We start from the raw sequence: 19,141 nt of genomic DNA on the forward strand, positions 1-19,141 counted from the left end.
CTGTGAGGGCCCGACCGGCACACGCCGGTCGGGCCCTCACTGCGTGCAGTGCAGTGGGTCGGTGGTCAGTGGTCGTCGGTGGTCAGCGGTCGGAGTAGCTGAAGTCGCCCACAGTCCAGGCGCTGACGTCCTCGATCGCGATGCGGTACATCCCGCCTGTCTCCGGGATCCCCACCGGGCCCTGCAGGATCCGGGCGACGTGGAAGTGCAGATGAGTGGGTGGCCCGTCCTTCTTGGCGGGGGCGCCCTCGGCGAGCGCGTCGAAGACGGCGGAGAACTCGCTCAGGTGGGCGGAATCGGTCAGCACCTCCGACACCCTCTGCCGCCACACGGCTTCGGGAGCCAGTCGACCGGTGATGACAGCACCACCGGTGACCACGGTCAGGGACATCTGATTGCTTCGCCCGGACTCCACGAGGGCGGCGATGTCAACGATCAGCTCGTCAGGCTTCGGCATGGGACCGGATTCTATGCACCGGCCTGTCCGGCCAGCCTGCCCGCAGACGGGCCGAGGTGATTACCTCATTCTCAAGCCCATCAAAATCTGTGCTTGCCGGAGTAGACATTGGGAACTCGGATGGTTACTGTTTCTCTCGTAGCCGAGATCGAGCGAGGCCCGGCAGACACGAACTGCCGGGCAGCAGTGCACGCATGACGGTGCGGTGGTGGAGTTTCGAAGCCTGGTGGTTGCACGACGGCGACGGGACTGGCGACCGGACCGGGTGGCCCGCAGTGATCAGGGGCCGCCGTGAGCAGGACCGCGGTTGACGCGGTGGCAGTACCAGCAGTTCGCAGTACCAGCAGTACGTACGCAGTTTCCGTTCGGCAAGTGATTGCTTCAGAGGGAAGAACGGAGGAGTCGAGCGCCATCAGGATCGCCCGGGCCGAAGAACTGAACCCGGGTACCGCAGGACATCGTTAGGCAGGTGGTCTCCGGTCATACATCCGCGATCCCCGCACCCCGTCGGTTTGCCCGGCGGCTGTGCGGAAACATAGGGCCGGTGCAGCAGTAGGGCCGGCGGATGGTGTTTGGTAGTTCCTTCGGGGCCTTGGTGCCATACGGCACCAAGGCCCCTCGACGCGTTCCACAGAGAGGTGAGATGACAGCAGACGAGTCGCTGGGCCGTCTCGACGACGACGACTACCCCGCCTACACGATGGGCCGGGCCGCCGAGATGCTCGGCACCACTCCCGGTTTCCTCCGGTCCCTCGGCGAAGCAAGGCTGATCACGCCACTGCGCTCCGAGGGCGGACACCGCCGCTACTCGCGCTATCAACTGCGTATCGCGGCCCGTGCGCGTGAACTCGTCGACCGCGGCACCCCGATCGAGGCGGCATGCCGGATCATCATCCTCGAAGACCAGCTTGAGGAAGCCCAGCGCATCAACGCCGAGTACCGCCGCGCCGACGAATCGTCCCATCCTCCGGCTGAGTCCTGAAGCGGGCGTGCCCGCCGGGAGCGATCACCGGAGGCTCAGCCCGGCCAGGTGCCCGTCAAGCTCCGGACGGCCGTGGCGCCGCCGCGGTCGACGGCTGCCTTGACGCCGGCGAAGATCGCGCCCTGCAGGACGGCCGCCGGCAGGACCTCGCGCCGGCAACAGTGCTCGCCGGTGGAGTCGGGGGGAGTCGGGGGCATGCTCCTCGTGCGCGAGTCGTGCGCGAGCCGGTGTCCGGTCTTCTTGAAGACCGCGTAGGCCAGGACGCCGCCGTCGAGGGTGCCCATGGCCATGCCGACCGGCTTGCACGCGGTCGTGGGGCTTTCAGCGGTGCTTCCTCGACCGCCGGATGAGCAGCAGTGCCACGACCGCGCCGGCGGCGATCAGCTGGGCGCGGTTGGCTCGGGCCGCCCGCATCCCCTGGTCCGCCTTCTCGCGTACCGGTTCCGGGGCCTTGTCCCGGGCCAGTTCGGCGACGTGCGCGGCCTTGTCGCGGACCTGTTCGGTGGCTGCTGCCGCCTTCTCGCGGACGTGTTCGGTCGCCGTGGCCGCCTTGGCGCGTACCGGCTCGGGGGTCCTGTCCTGCACTGCGTGGGCCGCCTGTGCGGCCTTGTCCCGGAGTTGGGTCGTGACCTGGGTGGTCTTCTCGGTGGCCTGTTGCCTGACGGTCGCCGACTTCTCCTGGGCCCGGGTCTTCTCCTCGGGTGCCTCGGCCATGTCGTCGAGGGTCTCGGGGGTCGCCTCCACCCGTATGCGCAGTTCCTCCGGGGAAGGCGTCGCCGTCCCGTCGTCCGGCTGGGACTTGTCCTCGGTCATCGCTGTGCCCTCTCGTTGGTCGCGGCCGCATCGACCCTGACGCTGTCCACGGTCCGTTCGGGCGCCGCATCAGCGCGGTGACGGTCGTCAGGACACCCGTGCGTTCAGCGGATCTGGTGTGCGAGTACCCCCGTATCCCCGCCTCACCCCGCCGCGTTGGCGGGTCAGTTCCGCGTCGCACTCCAGGCCCAGCAGGATCGCCAGATTGGTGATCCAGAGCCAGATCAGGAAGATGATCACGCCGGCGAAGGTGCCGTAAGTCCTGTTGTACGAGGCGAAGTTCGCCAGGTACACCGCGAAGCCGGCGGAGGCGGCCATCCAGATCGCCAGTGCCAGGAAGCTGCCCGGTGTGATCCAGCGGAAGCCGCGGCCCTTCGGGTGCGGGGCCGCCCAGTACAGGATCGCGATCATGACCGTGACCACCACCGCGAGCCCCGGCCACTTCGCGATCGACCACACCGCGAGCGCCGTGTCGCCGAACCCCAGTGCGGTGCCGACCTGTTGGGCCAGGTCGCCGGTGAACACGACGGTCACCGCGCTGACCACGGCCAGGACCATCAGGGCCAGCGTCACGCCGACCCGGACCGGGAGTACCTTCCACACGGGACGGCCCTTCGGGACGTCGTAGATCGTGTCGGCGCTCCTGATGAAGGCGGCGACATAGCCCGAGGCCGACCACACCGCGACGAACAGGCTCAAGGCCGCCATGACCGAGCCGATTCCCGTGGTGCCCTCCATCTGCGACACCACGTCGTGCAGGACCTCCCGGGCCGAACCCGGGGCCAGGCTCTGGATGTTGTCCAGCACCCGCCGCGACGCCGACCGGCCCATGAGCCCGAGCACGGAGATCAGCAGCATCAGCGCAGGGAACAGCGCCAGGATGCCGTAGTAGGTCAACGCCGCGGCCCGGTCGGCCAGTTCGTCCTTGCCGAACTCCCTCGCGGTGCCTTTCAGCACCGCCCACCAGGAGGGCGTGGGCGGCGGGGTTGCGACTGTGTCCGGCCCGGCCTCGGGCGTCCCGTCATGGCGTCCGTGCTGCTTCAGCATCCGTGGCATTCCTTACGGATATCCGGCTGAGCGGCACTCATACCCGTACGCGGGCGGCTGTCAGCCCACGTTCAGCCCACGCTCAACTCGGCGACCCCGCCCAACTCGCCCAGCGGCAGCGTGTGTTGGGTCTGCAGGACCTTCGCGCGGAGGTAGCGGACGTTCGCTGGAGTGGTGAACACGCCTGTGGGGACGCGGTCTTGGACGTCCATGCCCAGGGTGCGGAGCTGGTTCGCCTTGTCGGGGTTGTTGGAGAGGAGGTCCAGTGACGTGATGTCCAGGGCCTGGAGCATCTGGGCCGCCGCCGTGTAGTCGCGGGCGTCCTCGGGGAGGCCCAGCGCGGCGTTCGCGGCGTAGGTGTCGAGGCCCTCGTCCTGGAGGGCGTACGCGTCGAGCTTGTTGTAGAGGCCGATGCCCCGGCCCTCCTGGCGGAGGTAGAGCAGCACGCCGCCGTGCTCGGCTATGCGCTCGACCGCCTCGCGCAGCTGCGGGCCGCAGTCGCAGCGGGCCGAGCCGAAGACGTCGCCCGTGAGGCACTCGGAGTGCAGCCGGACCAGCGGGGTGGTGCCGGGCGCCGGTTCGCCGAGGACCATCGCCACGTGCTCCAGGCCGTCGGCCAGGCCGTGGAAGGTGACCAGTTCGGTGTCGACGCTGTAGCCGTCGTGGAAGCGCAGCGGCACCCGGACGCGGGAGCGCTGGGTGGCGGCGGGGAAGTCGGGCATGCGGGTCTCCGGGGCGGGTGCGGGGTGCTCACATCTGCTTCAGTTTTGAAGCAGATCCTCACTAGAACGGTGACCCTACCTCATGTTTCAAAGTTAAAGCAATGAGTTTCCGGAGCGGCTCACTCGCCCGAGCCGCACGACGGAGACGACCGGCGAAGCCAGGGGGCCGACTCCGCCCCGTCCCCCTGGAGCGCCCGCTCGACGCCCGCGCAGATCTCCTCCAGCTGGCCCACCTGCTCGGGAGTCAGATGGTCGAAGAGGGACACGCGGACCGTGGCGACATGCCCCGGCGCGGTGCGTTCCAGCACCGCCATGCCCTCGTCGGTCAGCGCGGCGACGGTGCCCCGCTTGTCCCACTTGCAGGCCTCACGCCGTACATGCCCGTCCTTCTCCAGCCGTGCCACCGCATACGTCAGCCGGCTGCGCGTGATCTTCAGCTTCTCGGCGAGATCGGTCATCCGCAGCCGCCGCTCGGGCACCTCGGAGAGGTAGGCCAGGATCGTGTAATAGAGGTGCGGCATCCCGGCGTCCTGCTGGAGCTGCCGGTCGAGCGCGTCCTCCAGAAGCAGGGAGGCCCCGACGTACGCGCGCCACGCGCGCTGCTCCTCGGGGGTGAGCCAGCGGGTCGTCATGCGACCAGTGTAGGTTTGTTTAAACTTTGAACCAACAGGTACTGGAAGACGTACGCGAAGAACCGCTCGAAGAACCGCTCGAAGCACTACTCGAAGAAAGTGCGCCCCATGCCCCTCCCCTACGTCCTGTTGTCCGCCGCCGTCTCCCTCGACGGCCACCTGGACGACACCGGCCCCGATCGGCTGCTGCTCTCCAGCCCCGCCGACTTCGACCGGGTCGACGAGGTACGGGCGTCCAGCGACGCGATCCTCATCGGCGCCGGCACCATCCGCGCCGACAACCCCCGCCTGCTGGTCAACTCGCCCGAGCGGCGGGCCGCACGGGTGGCGGCCGGGAAGCCGGAGTATCCGCTCAAGGTGACCGTCAGCGGCTCGGGGGAGCTGGACCCGGCCGCCAACTTCTGGCACACGGGCGGCGGGAAGGTCGTCTATACGACGGACAAGGGTGCCGAGCGGGCCGGGCGCGCGGGTCTCCCCGCCAGTGTGGACGTCGTCCCCCTGGGCCCGGGACCCCTCGACTGGCGGGCCCTGCTCGAACACCTGTACGACGTTCGCGGTGTGCGGCGTCTCATGGTCGAGGGCGGCGGCACCGTCCACACCCAGCTCCTCCAGCAGGGCCTCGCCGACGAACTCCAGCTCGTCCTCGCGCCCCTCTTCGTCGGCGACCCCGACGCCCCCCGCCTCTTCGGCCCCGGCGCCTACCAGGGCGGCCGGCTCCGGCTCGTGGAGACGCGGCGGATCGAGGACGTCGTGCTCATGCGGTACGAGCCCACCGCGCCCGGCGCCGGCCCGCTCCCCGCCGCCGCCGACCGGCACTGGCTGGCACTGGCGTGCGAACTGGCCGAGCTGTGTCCGCCCTCGCGCACGGCGTTCAGCGTCGGCGCGGTGATCGTGGCCGCCGACGGTACGGAGCTGGCGCGCGGGCACTCCCGGGAGGGCGGCGACCAGGTCGTGCACGCCGAGGAGGCGGCCCTCGCCAAGCTCGACCCGGCCGACCCCCGGCTCCCGACGGCCACCGTCTACAGCAGCCTCGAACCCTGCGCCCGCCGTGCCTCCCGCCCCGCGCCCTGCGCCCGGCTGATCCTCGACGCCGGCGTCCGCCGGGTGGTGACCGCCTGGCGTGAGCCCGACACCTTCGTGGTTGCGGCCGACGGAAACGGCCTGCTCGCGGGGGAGGGTGTCGAGGTCGTCGTCCTCCCCGAGTACGAGGAGCGGGCCAAGGCCCCCAACGCCCACCTGCCCGACTGACGATCAAGCGTGGTGATCAACGTGGTGATGAGGGTCCCGCAGATGGCGTATAGTTGTGTTCAGCGGCGCGGGGTGGAGCAGCTCGGTAGCTCGCTGGGCTCATAACCCAGAGGTCGCAGGTTCAAATCCTGTCCCCGCTACTGAAGGCCCAGGGCCGGAAACCAAGAAATTGGTTTCCGGCCCTGAGTCGTTTCCGGGGCCGTCCTCTTTCTTCGTCCGCCCCACTCTTCTTCTTAGCCCGGTCGGTCCACCCCGCTCGCTCTCCTCGGCCGCTCCCGAAAACCTGGACCGACGGGACGGGTGATCGGCGGGAAGCGGGAGACGAGACGAGTGGCGCGGTCGGGAGAGCCGGGATCGCCGGACGAGGCGGTGGTGGTCTCCCGGGTGCGGACCCTCGTCCGCGTCCTGCCCGCGATCCTGATCGTCGCCGGGATCATCTACGACGTCGCCACCCCGCGCGCCTTCACCGCGGTCCCCTTCTTCACGGCCGCCCCCCTCATCGCGGCCCCGCTCTCCTCGCTGCGCACCACGACGGTCACCGGCGCCGCCGCGCTCCTCGCCGAGTTCCTGGTCCACCTCCGCTTCGGGTTCTCCCTGGACGCCGACACGATCACCGAGACGATCACCGTGGCCACGGTCGCCGTCCTGGCCGTCGTCATCAACCGGGTCGTACGCAGGGGCGACCGCCGCCTCGCCACGGCCCACGAGATCGCCGAGGCCGCGCAACGCGCCGTACTGCCCGAACCGGACGCGCGCATCGGCGGTTTCGAGATCGCCGCCCGGTACGAGGCCGCCCAGGAGGGTGCCTTCATCGGCGGCGACCTGTACGCCGTGCAGGACACCCCGTACGGCCTGCGGCTCGTCCTCGGGGACGTGCGGGGCAAGGGGATGGGGGCCGTGGCGGCCGTCGCCGTCGTCATCGGGGCGTTCCGGGAGGCCGCCGAGCAGGAGGCGACCCTGGAGGCGGTCGCCCAGCGGCTGGAGCGGGCCCTCGCCCGTGAGGGTGCCCGGCGGGGCGGTCTGGAGGCCAGTGAGGGCTTCGCCACCGCCGTACTCGCCGAACTCCCGCACGGCGACGGGACCGTACGCGTCGTCAACCGCGGTCACCCCCCGCCCCTGCTCCTCGACACCGACGGCACCCTGCGCGTCCTCACCCCGGCCGAACCCGCGCTGCCGCTCGGCATGGGCGACCTCGGCGGCGGGCCCGACCGCGCCGAGACGACGCCCTTTCCCGGCGGCGCGATCCTGCTCCTGCACACCGACGGGCTGTCCGAGGCCCGTGACGGGCACGGCGTCTTCTTCGACCCGGCCGACCGGCTCGCGGGCCGGGTCTTCCACGCTCCGGCCACCCTCCTCGCCGCGCTCGCCGACGAGGTGCGCCGGCACTCGGGCGGCGGTACGACGGACGACATGGCGCTGCTCGCCGTACGCCGTCCCATCAGCTCTTGAGGTGCTCAAGTTCGCGAGTTCTCATCAGTTGTCACCAAGGGTGAGTGAACGGTCCCGCTCCGCATAACATCTGACACACAGTCAAAACTCAGCAGTCACTTAGGACACGGTCAACTCGCCCGATTTTCACCGGTGGTGACCCGGAACGTCCTCGGGAAAAGCGTTAACGATCAACGGGAACGGCTTGGAATACGGGGCCCTGGTCTATTAACGTTCGATAACGCAGCGCGGTCGTCCCAGCCGTCACAAGAGTCGGCTCCGTGCGCACGCGCCGAATCCCGCGAGGGAACCGGGGAACCACCAACTTGGGGTGAATCGCTCGTCCACCGCCGTGGCGACACGGCAGGTATACGCGCGTAGGAGACCTTCCTGCTCCGAACCCGTCAGCTAACCCGGTAGGCGAGAAGGAAGGAAAGGAGCACGCCCACGTGGCGTCAAACTCGGCCGCCCCAGAGGCCCCGTTCGTACCGAGTCAGCGCAGCAGCGAGACCGAGGACGGGAAGATCCCGACCTTCGGCTTCGGCAGCCGTCGCACCGACGAGGGCCCCTGGGAGGAGTGGAATCCCAGCGCGGACACCACTCGTCCGGTTCGCGGCCGGCACCGCGTCGGCAAGCAGCGCGGCGGCGGAGGACTCGCCCGCAGCTCCACCGTTCTCGGCGTCGGCGTCATAGCCGCTGTCGGCGGGGCCGGTATGGCCACCGCGCAGACCGGCAAGCCGCCGGTTTCCATCTCCATGCCCGACCTGCCCTCCGTCGGCTCGCCCTTCGCGGGCGACGACGACGCGGACGCCGAGCCCCAGGGCTCCCCCAACGCGCTCAGCAGCGTCGGGGTCACCTCCGAGGAGACCGAGCAGGGCACCAGCGACGCGGGTGAGGCCCTGCGCGCCCGCATCATCCTCCAGGCCGAGCAGCAGAAGGACCAGGCCGAGGCCAAGGTCCAGCAGGCCGCCCAGGACGCCGCCGCGAAGAAGGCCGCCGCCGAGGCCGCCCAGGTGAAGCGCGAGGCCGCCGCGAAGGCCGCCGCCGCGAAGAAGAAGGCCGCCGAGGAAGCCGCAGCCAAGCTGGAGGCCGCGCGGCTCGCCGAGCTGGCCAAGCAGTACACGCTGCCCACCTCCTCGTACACGATCACCTCGACCTTCGGTCAGTCCGGTGCGCTGTGGTCCTCCGGCTACCACACGGGCCTCGACTTCGCTGCTCCCACCGGTACCCCGCTCAAGGCGGTCCACACCGGCACGATCACCGAGGCTGGCTGGAGCGGCTCGTACGGCTACCGCACGATCCTCACCCTCGAGGACGGCACCGAGATCTGGTACGCCCATCAGTCCTCGATCAACGTCAGCGTCGGCCAGAAGGTCAACACGGGTGACGTGATCGGCCGCGTCGGCGCCACCGGCAACGTCACCGGGGCACACCTCCACATGGAGGTCCACACCAGCAGCTCGGACACCGCGGGGATCGACCCGATGGCGTGGCTGCGGAGCATGGGCCTCAACCCGTAAGCCGTACGTTGCTAGATTCCGACTGACTCTGGCTGATTCCGACTGATTCCGGCGTTCACGCGATGTTCGTGAACTGCCGGAATCAGTGCGTCCGGGGCGGGCGTTGACGTTGAGCATGACTGCTACGGCTCTTCGCAAGCTCGGATCATCGGACCTAGAGGTCTTCCCGCTCGCCCTCGGCGGCAACGTCTTCGGCTGGACCGCCGACGAGAAGGCGTCCTTCGAGGTGCTCGACGCCTACGCCGCCGCAGGCGGCAACTTCCTCGACACCGCCGACTCCTACTCGGCCTGGATCGACGGCAACCAGGGCGGCGAGTCCGAGACCATCATCGGCAAGTGGCTGAAGTCGCGCGGCAACCGCGCCGACATCGTCGTCGCGACGAAGGTCAGCCAGCACCCGGATTACGCCGGCCTGTCGGGCGCCAACATCAAGGCCGCCGCCGACGCCTCGCTCCGCCGTCTCGACACCGACCACATCGACCTCTACTTCACGCACTTCGACCGGCCCGAGGTGCCTGTCGAGGAGATCATCGGAGCCCTCGACGAACTCGTGACCGCGGGCAAGGTGCGGCACATCGCCGTCTCCAACATCTCGCCGGAGCGGCTCCAGGACTCCCTGGACTTCTCCGACCGCGAGGGCCTGGCCAAGTACGTGGCCATCCAGCCCCACTACAACCTGGTCTCCCGCGACACGTACGAGGGCGCGCGACAGGACATCGCCTCCCGTACGGGCCTCGCCGCCGTCCCGTACTTCGCGCTGGCCTCCGGCTTCCTCACGGGCAAGTACCGGCCCGGTGCGACGGTCGACGGCGCGCGTGCGGCGGCCGGCGCCGGCAAGCACGGGGAGACGGAACGCGGCCGCAGGATCCTGGCCGCCCTGGACGAGGTCGCCGAGGCCCGCGGGGTGGCCGTCGCCACGGTCGCCCTGGCCTGGCTCACCGCCCAGCCGACGGTCACGGCCCCGATCGCCTCGGCCCGCACGGTGGAGCAACTCCCGCCACTGGTCGCGCTGGCGGAACTGGAACTGACGGAGCCGGAGGTTGCGCGCCTCACGGCGGCTTCGGCTCCGGTTTCGGCTTGAGCGGCGTGTGACGGCTGACGCGTGGCGGCTGACGGCTGGCGGCTGACGCGTGACGCCCGACGGTTGGGGTCTGTCGTATGGGGCGCGGCGGCTTGGGGGCCCTCGTCTGCGGGTGGGGGCGCGGGGCTGGCTGAGTGGCGGGGGTGGGCGTCGGGGTGGTTCCGGCCTGTGGTGGGGCGGGTCTTGACGGTGGGGGCCCGTCCCGTGGGTCGCGTCGGCCTGGGGGTGCGGCGTACCCGGCTGTTGTGTGCGGCTGGGTGCGGCGTGGGGGGGCGTCGGGTGGTTCCGGCCTGTGGTGGGGCGGGTCTTGATGGCGGGGGCCCGCCGCGGGGATCGCGCCGGCCTGGGGGTGCGGCGTACCCGGCGGCTGTGTGCGGCTGGCTGCGCGGTGGGGGAGGGTGTCGGGGTGGCTTCGGCCTGTGGCGGGGCGGGGCCCGTCGTGTGGGGTGGGGCGGCTTGGGGTGCTGTGTATTCGGCGGCTGTGTGCGGCTGAGGGCACGGTAGGGGAGAGCTTCGGGGTGCGCGCTCTGCGGCGGAGCGTGGTCTGTCGCTCGGATCGCGTCGGCCCCCCGTCCGTCGGTCGGGGGTGTGGTGCCTGCGGCCGGCCGCACGGTGGGGACGGTGTCGGTGTCGCCCCGCCCCGTGGCCCGGGTGTGATCCGGGCGGCAGGGTCTAGGAGCGGTACGGGTTGTACGTCGCCGGGTACGGGGTCGTCGGTCCGTACCCCTGCTGGCCGTACGGCTGATGCGTGTACGGCTGCTGGGCGTACGGCTGTTGCCCGTACGTCGGCCAGATGACCGGCGGGGCCACCAGGACCGGAGCCGGGGCGATCGTGCGGGCCGCGTGGTCCAGAGCCGGGCGGGCCACCGCCCTGCGCTCCCACAGTGCGCCCAGCAGCTCCTGCTCCCGGACGACGAAGTCGGCGCGCGCCCGGCCGAGGCGCCCCCGGTGGCGCAGGAACGCCAGCGAGGTGGCGTACGCCTCGTACTGCGCCACCGCACGCGCCGCGGGCCGCCCCAGGTGCCGGCGGGCGTACTCCCGGGCGAGGCGGCGGGCGCGCATCGAGCCGAGGGCGTACGGCTCGGCCGGGGCCAGCCAGCCGGCCTGCGCGTACGCCGGCAACTCGGCGCGCACGGTGCGCAGCTCGCGCTGCCGGGTCCAGATGACCAGCCAGGTCAGCAGCCCGAACGCGGGCACCATGAACGCGGCGTACACCGCGAAGAACCCGTACTGCCCGAAGGACGACGAGCCGTTCCAGAGGGCGTGCATGCTCATCGCGAGCAGCAGTCCCGACAGCGGCAGCAGCACCCGGCGGACGTGCTGGCGCTCGCCCGACAGCGCGGAGATCCCGAAGCCGATGCCGGTGAGGACCGTGAACAGGGGGTGCGCGAACGGCGACATGACGATGCGCACGAAGAAGGTCGCCGCGGTGACCGAGGCGATACCGCTGTCCCCGGTCAGCTGGTCGGTGCCGAAGGCGGTGCCGAGATAGAGGATGTTCTCGGTGAAGGCGAAGCCGGTCGCGGTCACCCCGGCGATGACGACCCCGTCGACGATGCCCGTGAAGTCGCGCCGCCGGAAGAGAAAGATGAGCAGTACGGCGGCTGCCTTGGCCGACTCCTCGACGATGGGCGCTATGACGGTCGCGCCGAGGGTGTCCGCGCTGGACGGGTCGGCGGTGGCGGTCGCTATCCATCTCGTCGCGAAGCTGTTGGCGACGATCGCTATCAGGGCCGCCGCGCAGGCGCCCCAGGCGAACGAGAAGACCAGGTTCCGCCAGGGCCCCGGCTCGACCCGGTCCAGCCAACGGAACGCGGCCACGAGCAACGGCACGGGGAACACGGCGAGCCCGAGCCCGACCAGGAACCCCTCGGTGCCGGTCTGTTCGCGCACGAGGGCGAGGATGACGAGCCCGGAGAGCGCGAGCAGGCTGGTGAGGGCGCCGTAACGCACCCACGGCCGCTGCCACCAGTGAGCGTGCCGCAACGCCCCGCCGACCGGACCGTCGGTGGGGCCGCTGGGATGCGTCGGGTAAGGGGGAAAGGTGGCCACGGCATCGACCCTAACGGCGGCTGCCCTATGAGCGCTGTTCGCTAGTGCTCTACGAGTGCTCTACGACTGCTGTACGCGACGGAAGAGCAGGTCGTTCACGACATGTCCCTTCTCCAGTCCCTGGCCCTCGAAACGGGTCAGCGGCCGGAACTCCGGCCGGGGCGCGTAACCGCCCCCGGGCCGGGTGTTCTCGAACTCCGGGTGCGCGTCGAGCACTTCGAGCATCTGTTCGGCGTACGGCTCCCAGTCGGTGGCGCAGTGCACAAGCGCGCCGGCGCGCAGCCGACCAGCGACAAGATCGAGGAACTCGGCCTGAATCAGCCGCCGCTTGTGGTGGCGCTTCTTGGGCCAGGGGTCGGGGAAGTAGACGCGCAGGCCGTCGAGGGAGTCGGGGGCGAGCATCTCGCGGAGCAGGATGATGGCGTCCCCGTTGGCGACGCGGATGTTGGTCAGGCCCTGCTGGTCGGCGAGGTTGAGCAGGTTGCCCTGGCCCGGGGTGTGCACGTCGACGGCGAGGATGTTGGTGCCGGGGTCGGCGGCGGCCATCTGTGCGGTGGCCTCGCCCATCCCGAATCCGATCTCGAGTACGACGGGCAGGTCGTTCCCGAACAGCTCGCCGAGCTGGAGGGCGTGGCCGTCGATGTCGAGGCCCCACTTGGGCCACAGCCGCCGCAGGGCGTCACCCTGCCCGGCGGTGACCCGGCTGCGCCGGGGCTGAAAGCTTCTGATCCGCCGCTCGAAATGCGACCCGGCGGGATCGGCCTGCGGCCCGCCGGGAAACCTGGGGGTGCCCTTGGGGCGAGAAGAGTCAGACACAGTGGCCCCAATTTACTCGCCCCCGCCGCCCCTACCCATTCCCATCCCCTGGGGGCTGCGCCCCCAGACCCCCGCTAGACCCCCGCTGTCGGCCTGAACGGCCTCGTCCTCAAACGCCGGACGGGCTGACTGCATCTCCCCGGGGGATAACCCCCGGACCCCCAGCCGAAAGCAGGTTGGCCGGGGTGACCGGCACGGATAGCTGAGAGGCAAGCCCGCACACCCTCCAGCCTGTCCGGCGTTTGAGGACGAGCGCGTTCAGCGCGATACGGGGGTTCAGGGGCGGAGCCCCCGGGGATGGGACGGGTAAGGGCGGCGGGGGCGAAGAAAAGTCCCGTCTCACCCGCCCAGCACAGCCAACGCCCGCCGAGCCACCTCCCGCCCGATCGGCAGCGAAGCGGTCGCCGCAGGTGACGGCGCGTTCAGCACATGCACCGCCCGAGCACCCTCCCGAATCAGAAAGTCATCCACCAGCGTCCCGTCCCGCAGCACCGCCTGCGCCCGCACCCCCGCCGCCGCAGGCACCAGATCCCCTTCCGACACCACCGGCAACAACCTCCGCACCGCCCGCGCGAACGCCCTCTTCGACACCGACCGCCGCAGCTCCCCACCCCCGTACCGCCAGTGCCGCGCAGCGATCCGCCACGTCCCGGGCCACGCCACCGTCGCCCCCAGCTCCTGCACCCGCACGGTCCCCCACCCGTACCCCTCCCGCGCCAGCGCCGGCACGGCATTGGGCCCGATGTGGACACCCCCGTCGATCCCCCGCGTCAGATGCACCCCGAGGAACGGGAACGCCGGATCCGGCACCGGATACACCAGCCCCCGCACCAGCTCGGGCCGCGCCAGCGTGAAGTACTCGCCCCGGAACGGCACGATCCGCATCCCGGGATCGTCACCGGTCAGCCGCGCCACCTCGTCGCAGTACAGCCCGGCGCAGTTGACCAGCACCCGCCCCCGCACGACCTCGCCGCCCCCGGGCCCCGCCGTCCGCACGGCCACCCCGAGGTCCGCCCGCCGGTCGACGCGGACGACCCGGGCGCCGTACCGGATCTCCGCCCCCGAGGACTCGGCCAGCTGCCGGGCGACCGCCACGTAGTCGCAGATCCCCGTCGTCCCCACGTGTATGCCGGCGAGGCCGCGCACCTCCGGCTCGTACTCCCCGATCTGGGCAGGCCCCAGCTCCCGTACCGGAATGCCGTTCTCCCGGCCGCGCTGGACGAGGGCGTGCAGCCGGGGCAGTTCGTCCCGCTCCGTCGCGACGATCAGCTTGCCGGTGACGGCGTGCGGGATGCCGTACTCCGCGCAGAACTTGACCATCTCGGCGGCGCCCCGCACCGCGTACCGCGCCTTGAGCGACCCCGGCCGGTAGTAGATCCCGCTGTGGATGACACCGCTGTTGCGCCCCGTCTGGTGCCTGGCCGGCCCCGACTCCTTCTCCAGCACCGTCACCCGCGTACCCGGCGCGGCACGCGTGATCGCATACGCCGTCGACAGCCCGACGATCCCCCCACCGACCACGAGCACATCACAGTCGTACGCCACCACCGGCACCACCTCCACCCTCGATAGTGCACTGCGCCACTGACAGTCACTTCAAACACAGGGCGAGTGCACCCACCTCAGGGGCGCGAGGAACTGCGCGACAAGCCACGTACAACCCGCAGCCCCAAGATCACCGAAACCAGGCAGACGGGAAGGAATCTCTTGCATCTACTGCATCTACTGCATCTACGCCGGAGTCATCAGCAACGGCCGAGCCCGCTCCCGCAGCTCCACCACCCGGGGTTCATCCCCATACGGCTCCAACCGATGCAGAAGATCCTTCACGTACTCGGTGGTGCGCGCCGAGGAAATGCGCCCCGCAACCTCCACCGCCCGCACCCCCTGCTCGCACGCCGCATCGAGATTGCCCGACTCGAGCTCGGCGACCGCCGAGACGACGAGCCGCAACCCGTGCGAGCGCACGAACTCCTCCGTCGGTTTCGACAGCGCCTGCTCCGTGAAACGGCGGACCTGACGCGGTGCCTTCAGGTCGCGGTAGCACTCGGCGGCGTCGGCGGCGAAGCGGTCGTACGAGTAGAAGCCGAGCCAGGACGGGTCGTTGTCGCCGTCGCGGGCCCGCTCCAGCCAGCCCTCCGCGGAGCGCAGCGCCGCGCCGGCCGCGTGGGCGTCACTCGCGCGCGCGTGGGCCCGTGCCTCGACCAGCCGGAAGAAACTCATCGTGCGGGCCGTCGCGAGGCCCCTGTTGCGCTCCAGGGCGGCCTGGGCGAGGTCGACGCCCTCGTCGCCGAAGCCCCGGTAGGTCGCCTGGAGAGACATGGAGGCCAGGACATAGCCCCCAAGGGGTACGTCCGCCGCGGCCCGCGCCAGCCGCAGCGCCTGGATGTAGTACCGCTGCGCGGCCTCCTGTTGACCCGTGTCGAAGGCCATCCACCCGGCGAGGCGGGTGAGTTCGGCGGAGGCCCCGAACAGGGCGCGTCCCACCTCGTCCGAGTACGAGCCCAGCAGCAGAGGCGCCGCCTCCACCCGCAGGCACTCGGGCACCATGGACGAACGCCAGTCGCCGCCCCCGTACTTGGAGTCCCAGCGCCGGGCGTCCTCCGCGGCCTCCCGCAGTTTCTGCACATCGCTGTGGCCGACTTTGAGCGGTGCTCCGGACCCTTCCAGCGACTGGGCCTCGCGTGCCACCGAGCTGTCGGCCGGGGTTATCAGCCACCGTGAGGCAGGCGTTGCGTATGCGCTCACTGCGAACGATCCGGCGAGCGACTGCCAGATGCCGCCGGAGCCCGCGCGGCGGCCGGCGAGGTCGAGACGGTAGAGGTCGGTGGCGGAGCGGACCGCCTGTCCGACGTCCCGGGGGAAGGCGAGGCCCACCTCGGGTGCGGGATCCGCGTCCGCCAGGCCGATCTCGTGGAGCGGCACCGGACGGCCGAGCTTCTGGCCGATGGCGGCCGCGATGAGGTGAGGTGCGGCGCCCTGCGGCACCATGCCCTTCGACACCCAGCGCGCCACCGACGTCTTGTCGTAGCGAAGAGTCAACCCGCGTTGAGCGCCAAGGTCGTTGACGCGACGCGCGAGTCCTGCGTTGCTGATTCCCGCGAGGGCGAGAACGGCGCCGAGTTTGTCGTTCGGCCCGCGTTGCTCCCTGGACATGCGCCACCCCTCGACACAGACGGCTGCCGCGCTGGCATAACCACGCGGCATTCGTAAACCCAGCGTAGTTCGCCGCATCCCAAGCGTTAAGAGGCATTGTTCCGGATGGCGGGATTGTGGTCCGTACGGAAGTTCTGGGGATGTACGCACCGTTGCGACGTGCCCCCGCTGTGTGGCCGTGCGCCCGCCCGTGCGCTCTTCTCCGGCCATGCCCGGAGCCGCTTCCATGGATCCTGCGTGGGTCGGCCCGCTGTACTGGATCCAGTGGGCTGGGGGACACCGCCGCCTACATCCCCGCGGGCGGCGGACCGGTCCGGGAGGCGACATCCGCCTCCCGGACTGTGCGTGTGCTCTGCGCTCCGCAGAGCCTGTACGGAGCGTGCGCGAGCCTGTCCCCGCTTCGCCAACTTGGCCGAAAACAGACCCCGTCCTCCTGGGCCGATTACCCCTCCCACCATGGAAATTGAGGGCGCGTGGGGCGTCTTGGGGGAGCGTAACGGGGGCGCATTCAGGTCGCGGCGTCGGGGGTGAAGTCCCTGGTCGACGGGTGTCGACGGGTTGTGAACTTCCCGTCGGGGTCCGGCGATCACCGATGTCCCTGTACCAATATCCCCGCGCCGAAGCCTTCCGATCCCCTCATCGCCCCCTCATCGGAATTCCTTGATCCAAACCTTGAAGTCCCTTGAACCACGCGTGCGTTCGTGGCCGCGCGGGCATGTTCCAGGGGGTGCACAGGAGTTCGCAGGGGCGCACTTCGGGGAGCGCGAGCGGCTCTGCCGTCCCTCCCAGGCGCTTCCTTCATGGCAGCATGGTGCCGAGTTCGTACGGTGCACTGGTTGTCCACAGCCTGTGGAGGCGTCGATGCGGTGGTTGGTGGGATGGAGCAGCACCGCAGCTGTGGCCGCCAAATACGCGACCGGGCCTGCGGGCTACGCGGCCGACGGAGTCGGGAACGGCACCGGGGTCGGAGCCGGATACGCGGCGGGCGCGACCGGCTACGACGGTGAGACGGTCCACCCGGTCGGCTCCCAACTCCTGTGGGGAGACCCCGATCCGCTCTGGGCGGTCGGCGACTGGCGCCCCGACGAGGTCCGCGTCGTGCGGGCTGACGAACAGACGCGCATAGCGGTGCTCGGCACCTGCGGCGCCACCGACGAACAACTCCGGGTGGCCCTGTTCGCCGCGCGCGGAGGGGCACTTCGCCATCTGACGGCCTGGCCGGGCAGCTATACGGCCATCGTCCAGGTGGGGCGCCGGCTCATGGTCTGCGGCGATCTGGCGGGCGCGCGCCCGGTGTTCTACACCCCCTGGGCGGGCGGCACGGCCTACGCGACGGCCGCCCTCCCCCTCGCCGACCTCATCGAGGCCAACCTCGACTTCGGTCACCTCGCCGCGCTCCTCGCGGCCCCCGACGTGCCGGCCGCATTGCACGACTCGACGCCTTACGACGGAGTGCGGCGCATTCCGCCGGGGCATGCGCTGATCCTGCGCGCCGGGGCGCGTGAGATCGCCGGGTACGAGCCGGTGGCCTCCCTCGCGGTCGCGGCGGCCTCCGTGGACCCCGACAGCGCGGTGGACGGCGTACGGGACGCGCTGGTCGAGGCGGTACGCGCCCGGCTGTCCGCCCCCCGCCATGTGCCCGACGCCAACATGGATCCCGGCCCTGTGCCCGGGATGGGCCCGGCGGAACGGCGTGCCGCGCGCGGAATGCCCGTACCGGGGATAGGGGCGGACCTCTCCGGCGGCCCGGCCTCAGGAACTCTGGCCCTCCTCGCGGCGGGTCTTCCGGGCATGCCCGGGACGGTCCTCGGACACGGCACGGGCGCGGGCGAGCGGCTGCTGGCGGTGACCTTCAACGACCTGGCGGTGGGCGGGCGCGAGGCGGAACTGGAGCGGGCGGGGACGCTGGCGGCCAACCCGCGCCTGCACCACGTAGTGGTGACAGGCGAGGAGGACGTCCTGCCGTACGCAGACCTGGACGGCCCGTTGACGGACGAGCCGGGCCCAAGCCTGGTGACGGCGGCCAGACACCGCGCCCGTCTGGCCTCAGGCAGCGCGGACCACTTCACGGGCTACGGCGCCCGCCAGGTCCTGGACGCCCACCCCGCCCGCCTCGCCGACCTCCTCATGGACCGCAAACGACGCCACCTGGTTCGCCCGGTGGCGGCGCTCGCGAAGGCCGACGGCTCGGTGATGGTCCCCGCGCGCGTGTACGGCGCCGCCCGCAAGCTCGCCCGTACGCCCTACAAGGCAGGGATAGAGAACCTCGCCGACCGCCTGATGCAGCGCCGCTTCGACGAGCCCGGAGGCGCGGTCGGAGCCTCACTGGCAGCCCTCACCTGGGCCAGACCGGGCCCTGCCGCGCGCTGGCTGACCGGTGAGGCGCTGGCTGAAGTATCGGTTCGCCTGAACTGGGCGACGGACCGGGCGGGCGCCGGCGTCGGCCCCGGCCAACGCCCGGGAGACTTCCGCGCGCGGGCGGCACTGGCCCGCCAGGCGGCGGACGTACGGGTCCTGGAACAGGCGGTGGAGATCCGCTTCCAGCGCCTGCACACCCCGTTCCTGGACAACCAGGTGGTGAGGGCCTGCCGAGCCCTCCCGGAGGCCCTACGGGTCCAGCCAGGCGCCAGAGCATCCATCCTCCGTACGGTCCTGGAAGGCGCCGGCGTGGCCGACCTGCCCCCAGGCTGGGGCGCACCGTCGCACGCATCAGCTGCGGCGGCGTCGCGAACGGGCCTGCGAGTATCAGTGGACCACCTGATGACCCTGTTCGACACACCGCTGCTGGCGGAGGCGGGCCTGGTGGAGGCAAGGGTGGTCCGCAAGGCCCTTCGAGCCGCCGCAGAGGGCGAACCCCTCCCCCTGGACGGCCTGGCGGACCTGGTCTCCCTGGAGATCTGGCTACGCCGCCTCCTCTCCCGCCGAGGCACCTGCTGGACCGGCACCCCGGCCCGCCAACGAGCCGTACCGTCGGGAATCACCCCCCAAAGGGGAGCGTTGGGAGCGGGCGCGGGAGCCCACAGGGGGTGAGCCCCTCAAGCTTTCCTTCGCCCCCGCCGCCCCTACCCGTCCCATCCTCGGGGGGCTCCGCCCCTGAACCCCCTTGTCCTCAAACGCCGGACGGGGGGGGTTTTCCTCCCCCGCCGCGGTTTTGGTGAATGGCCGTGCGGCGCCCTTTTTGGCGGGC

General features: G+C 70.9%; 16 protein-coding genes, 1 tRNA gene and 1 riboswitch. Of the genes, 7 read left to right on the plus strand and 10 right to left on the minus strand.

The genetic code is table 11. The features are described from left to right. Positions 1–82: 82 nt before the first annotated feature. Positions 83–457: a hypothetical protein gene (locus tag ACWCRB_RS42495; protein ID WP_451001189.1), complete on the minus strand. Its 375-nt coding sequence runs from the start codon at positions 455–457 to the stop codon at positions 83–85. 643 nt (positions 458–1,100) lie between these two features. Here ACWCRB_RS42495 and ACWCRB_RS42500 point away from each other — a divergent pair. Then, the gene (locus ACWCRB_RS42500) at positions 1,101–1,439 is read left to right on the plus strand and encodes a MerR family transcriptional regulator (protein ID WP_451001190.1); all 339 of its coding nucleotides are present in this window, start codon (positions 1,101–1,103) and stop codon (positions 1,437–1,439) included. Positions 1,440–1,474: 35 nt separating this feature from the next. On the opposite strand, the gene ACWCRB_RS42505 is transcribed toward ACWCRB_RS42500, so the two are convergent. The 5 genes from ACWCRB_RS42505 to ACWCRB_RS42525 form a co-directional block, all read right to left on the minus strand. Continuing rightward, on the minus strand, positions 1,475–1,729 hold the full coding sequence (locus ACWCRB_RS42505) for a DUF4235 domain-containing protein (RefSeq protein ID WP_451001191.1): 255 nt from the start codon (positions 1,727–1,729) through the stop codon (positions 1,475–1,477). A 31-nt stretch (positions 1,730–1,760) separates the two neighbouring features. Beyond that, complete coding sequence (locus ACWCRB_RS42510) at positions 1,761–2,252, minus strand: DUF3618 domain-containing protein (RefSeq protein ID WP_451001192.1); 492 nt, start codon at positions 2,250–2,252, stop codon at positions 1,761–1,763. 87 nt (positions 2,253–2,339) lie between these two features. Continuing rightward, positions 2,340–3,308 (minus strand): YihY/virulence factor BrkB family protein, encoded by a 969-nt coding sequence (locus ACWCRB_RS42515; protein WP_451001193.1) that lies wholly within the window; start codon positions 3,306–3,308, stop codon positions 2,340–2,342. 62 nt (positions 3,309–3,370) lie between these two features. Then, the gene (locus ACWCRB_RS42520) at positions 3,371–4,021 is read right to left on the minus strand and encodes a GTP cyclohydrolase II (protein WP_451001194.1); all 651 of its coding nucleotides are present in this window, start codon (positions 4,019–4,021) and stop codon (positions 3,371–3,373) included. Positions 4,022–4,140: 119 nt separating this feature from the next. After that, positions 4,141–4,653, minus strand: coding sequence for a MarR family winged helix-turn-helix transcriptional regulator (locus ACWCRB_RS42525; RefSeq protein ID WP_451001195.1), 513 nt, complete (start codon positions 4,651–4,653; stop codon positions 4,141–4,143). A gap of 108 nt (positions 4,654–4,761) precedes the next feature. Here ACWCRB_RS42525 and ACWCRB_RS42530 point away from each other — a divergent pair, with 108 nt between their 5' ends. The 5 genes from ACWCRB_RS42530 (at position 4,762) to ACWCRB_RS42550 (ending at position 9,930) form a co-directional block, all read left to right on the plus strand. Continuing rightward, entirely contained in the window at positions 4,762–5,901 is a 1,140-nt protein-coding gene (locus ACWCRB_RS42530; RefSeq protein WP_451001196.1) for a dihydrofolate reductase family protein, read from the plus strand. A gap of 66 nt (positions 5,902–5,967) precedes the next feature. Further along, a tRNA-Met gene (locus ACWCRB_RS42535) sits at positions 5,968–6,041 on the plus strand. Positions 6,042–6,231: 190 nt separating this feature from the next. Further along, a complete protein-coding gene (locus tag ACWCRB_RS42540; protein WP_451001197.1) occupies positions 6,232–7,350 on the plus strand; it encodes a PP2C family protein-serine/threonine phosphatase in 1,119 nt (372 codons plus the stop codon). A 259-nt stretch (positions 7,351–7,609) separates the two neighbouring features. Further along, positions 7,610–7,767: riboswitch (cyclic di-AMP (ydaO/yuaA leader) on the plus strand. A gap of 11 nt (positions 7,768–7,778) precedes the next feature. Then, a complete protein-coding gene (locus ACWCRB_RS42545; RefSeq protein WP_451001198.1) occupies positions 7,779–8,849 on the plus strand; it encodes a M23 family metallopeptidase in 1,071 nt (356 codons plus the stop codon). Positions 8,850–8,964: 115 nt separating this feature from the next. Further along, the gene (locus tag ACWCRB_RS42550; RefSeq protein WP_451001199.1) at positions 8,965–9,930 is read left to right on the plus strand and encodes an aldo/keto reductase; all 966 of its coding nucleotides are present in this window, start codon (positions 8,965–8,967) and stop codon (positions 9,928–9,930) included. 672 nt (positions 9,931–10,602) lie between these two features. On the opposite strand, the gene ACWCRB_RS42555 is transcribed toward ACWCRB_RS42550, so the two are convergent. The 4 genes from ACWCRB_RS42555 to ACWCRB_RS42570 all read right to left on the minus strand — a co-directional run bounded on the left by ACWCRB_RS42555 (position 10,603) and on the right by ACWCRB_RS42570 (position 15,954). Next, the gene (locus ACWCRB_RS42555; protein ID WP_451001200.1) at positions 10,603–11,982 is read right to left on the minus strand and encodes a PrsW family glutamic-type intramembrane protease; all 1,380 of its coding nucleotides are present in this window, start codon (positions 11,980–11,982) and stop codon (positions 10,603–10,605) included. Between the two features lie 60 nt (positions 11,983–12,042). Then, on the minus strand, positions 12,043–12,798 hold the full coding sequence (gene trmB, locus ACWCRB_RS42560; protein ID WP_451001201.1) for a tRNA (guanosine(46)-N7)-methyltransferase TrmB: 756 nt from the start codon (positions 12,796–12,798) through the stop codon (positions 12,043–12,045). Between the two features lie 339 nt (positions 12,799–13,137). Further along, positions 13,138–14,361, minus strand: a complete 1,224-nt coding sequence (gene lhgO / locus ACWCRB_RS42565) for an L-2-hydroxyglutarate oxidase (protein WP_451001202.1) — start codon at positions 14,359–14,361, stop codon at positions 13,138–13,140. 168 nt (positions 14,362–14,529) lie between these two features. Beyond that, positions 14,530–15,954: an MFS transporter gene (locus ACWCRB_RS42570; protein ID WP_451001203.1), complete on the minus strand. Its 1,425-nt coding sequence runs from the start codon at positions 15,952–15,954 to the stop codon at positions 14,530–14,532. Between the two features lie 861 nt (positions 15,955–16,815). On the opposite strand from ACWCRB_RS42570, the gene ACWCRB_RS42575 reads away from it, so the two are divergent. Continuing rightward, the gene (locus ACWCRB_RS42575; RefSeq protein ID WP_451001204.1) at positions 16,816–18,984 is read left to right on the plus strand and encodes an asparagine synthase-related protein; all 2,169 of its coding nucleotides are present in this window, start codon (positions 16,816–16,818) and stop codon (positions 18,982–18,984) included. Positions 18,985–19,141: the final 157 nt, after the last annotated feature.

It is taken from the genome of Streptomyces sp. NPDC002156 (genome assembly GCF_053593675.1).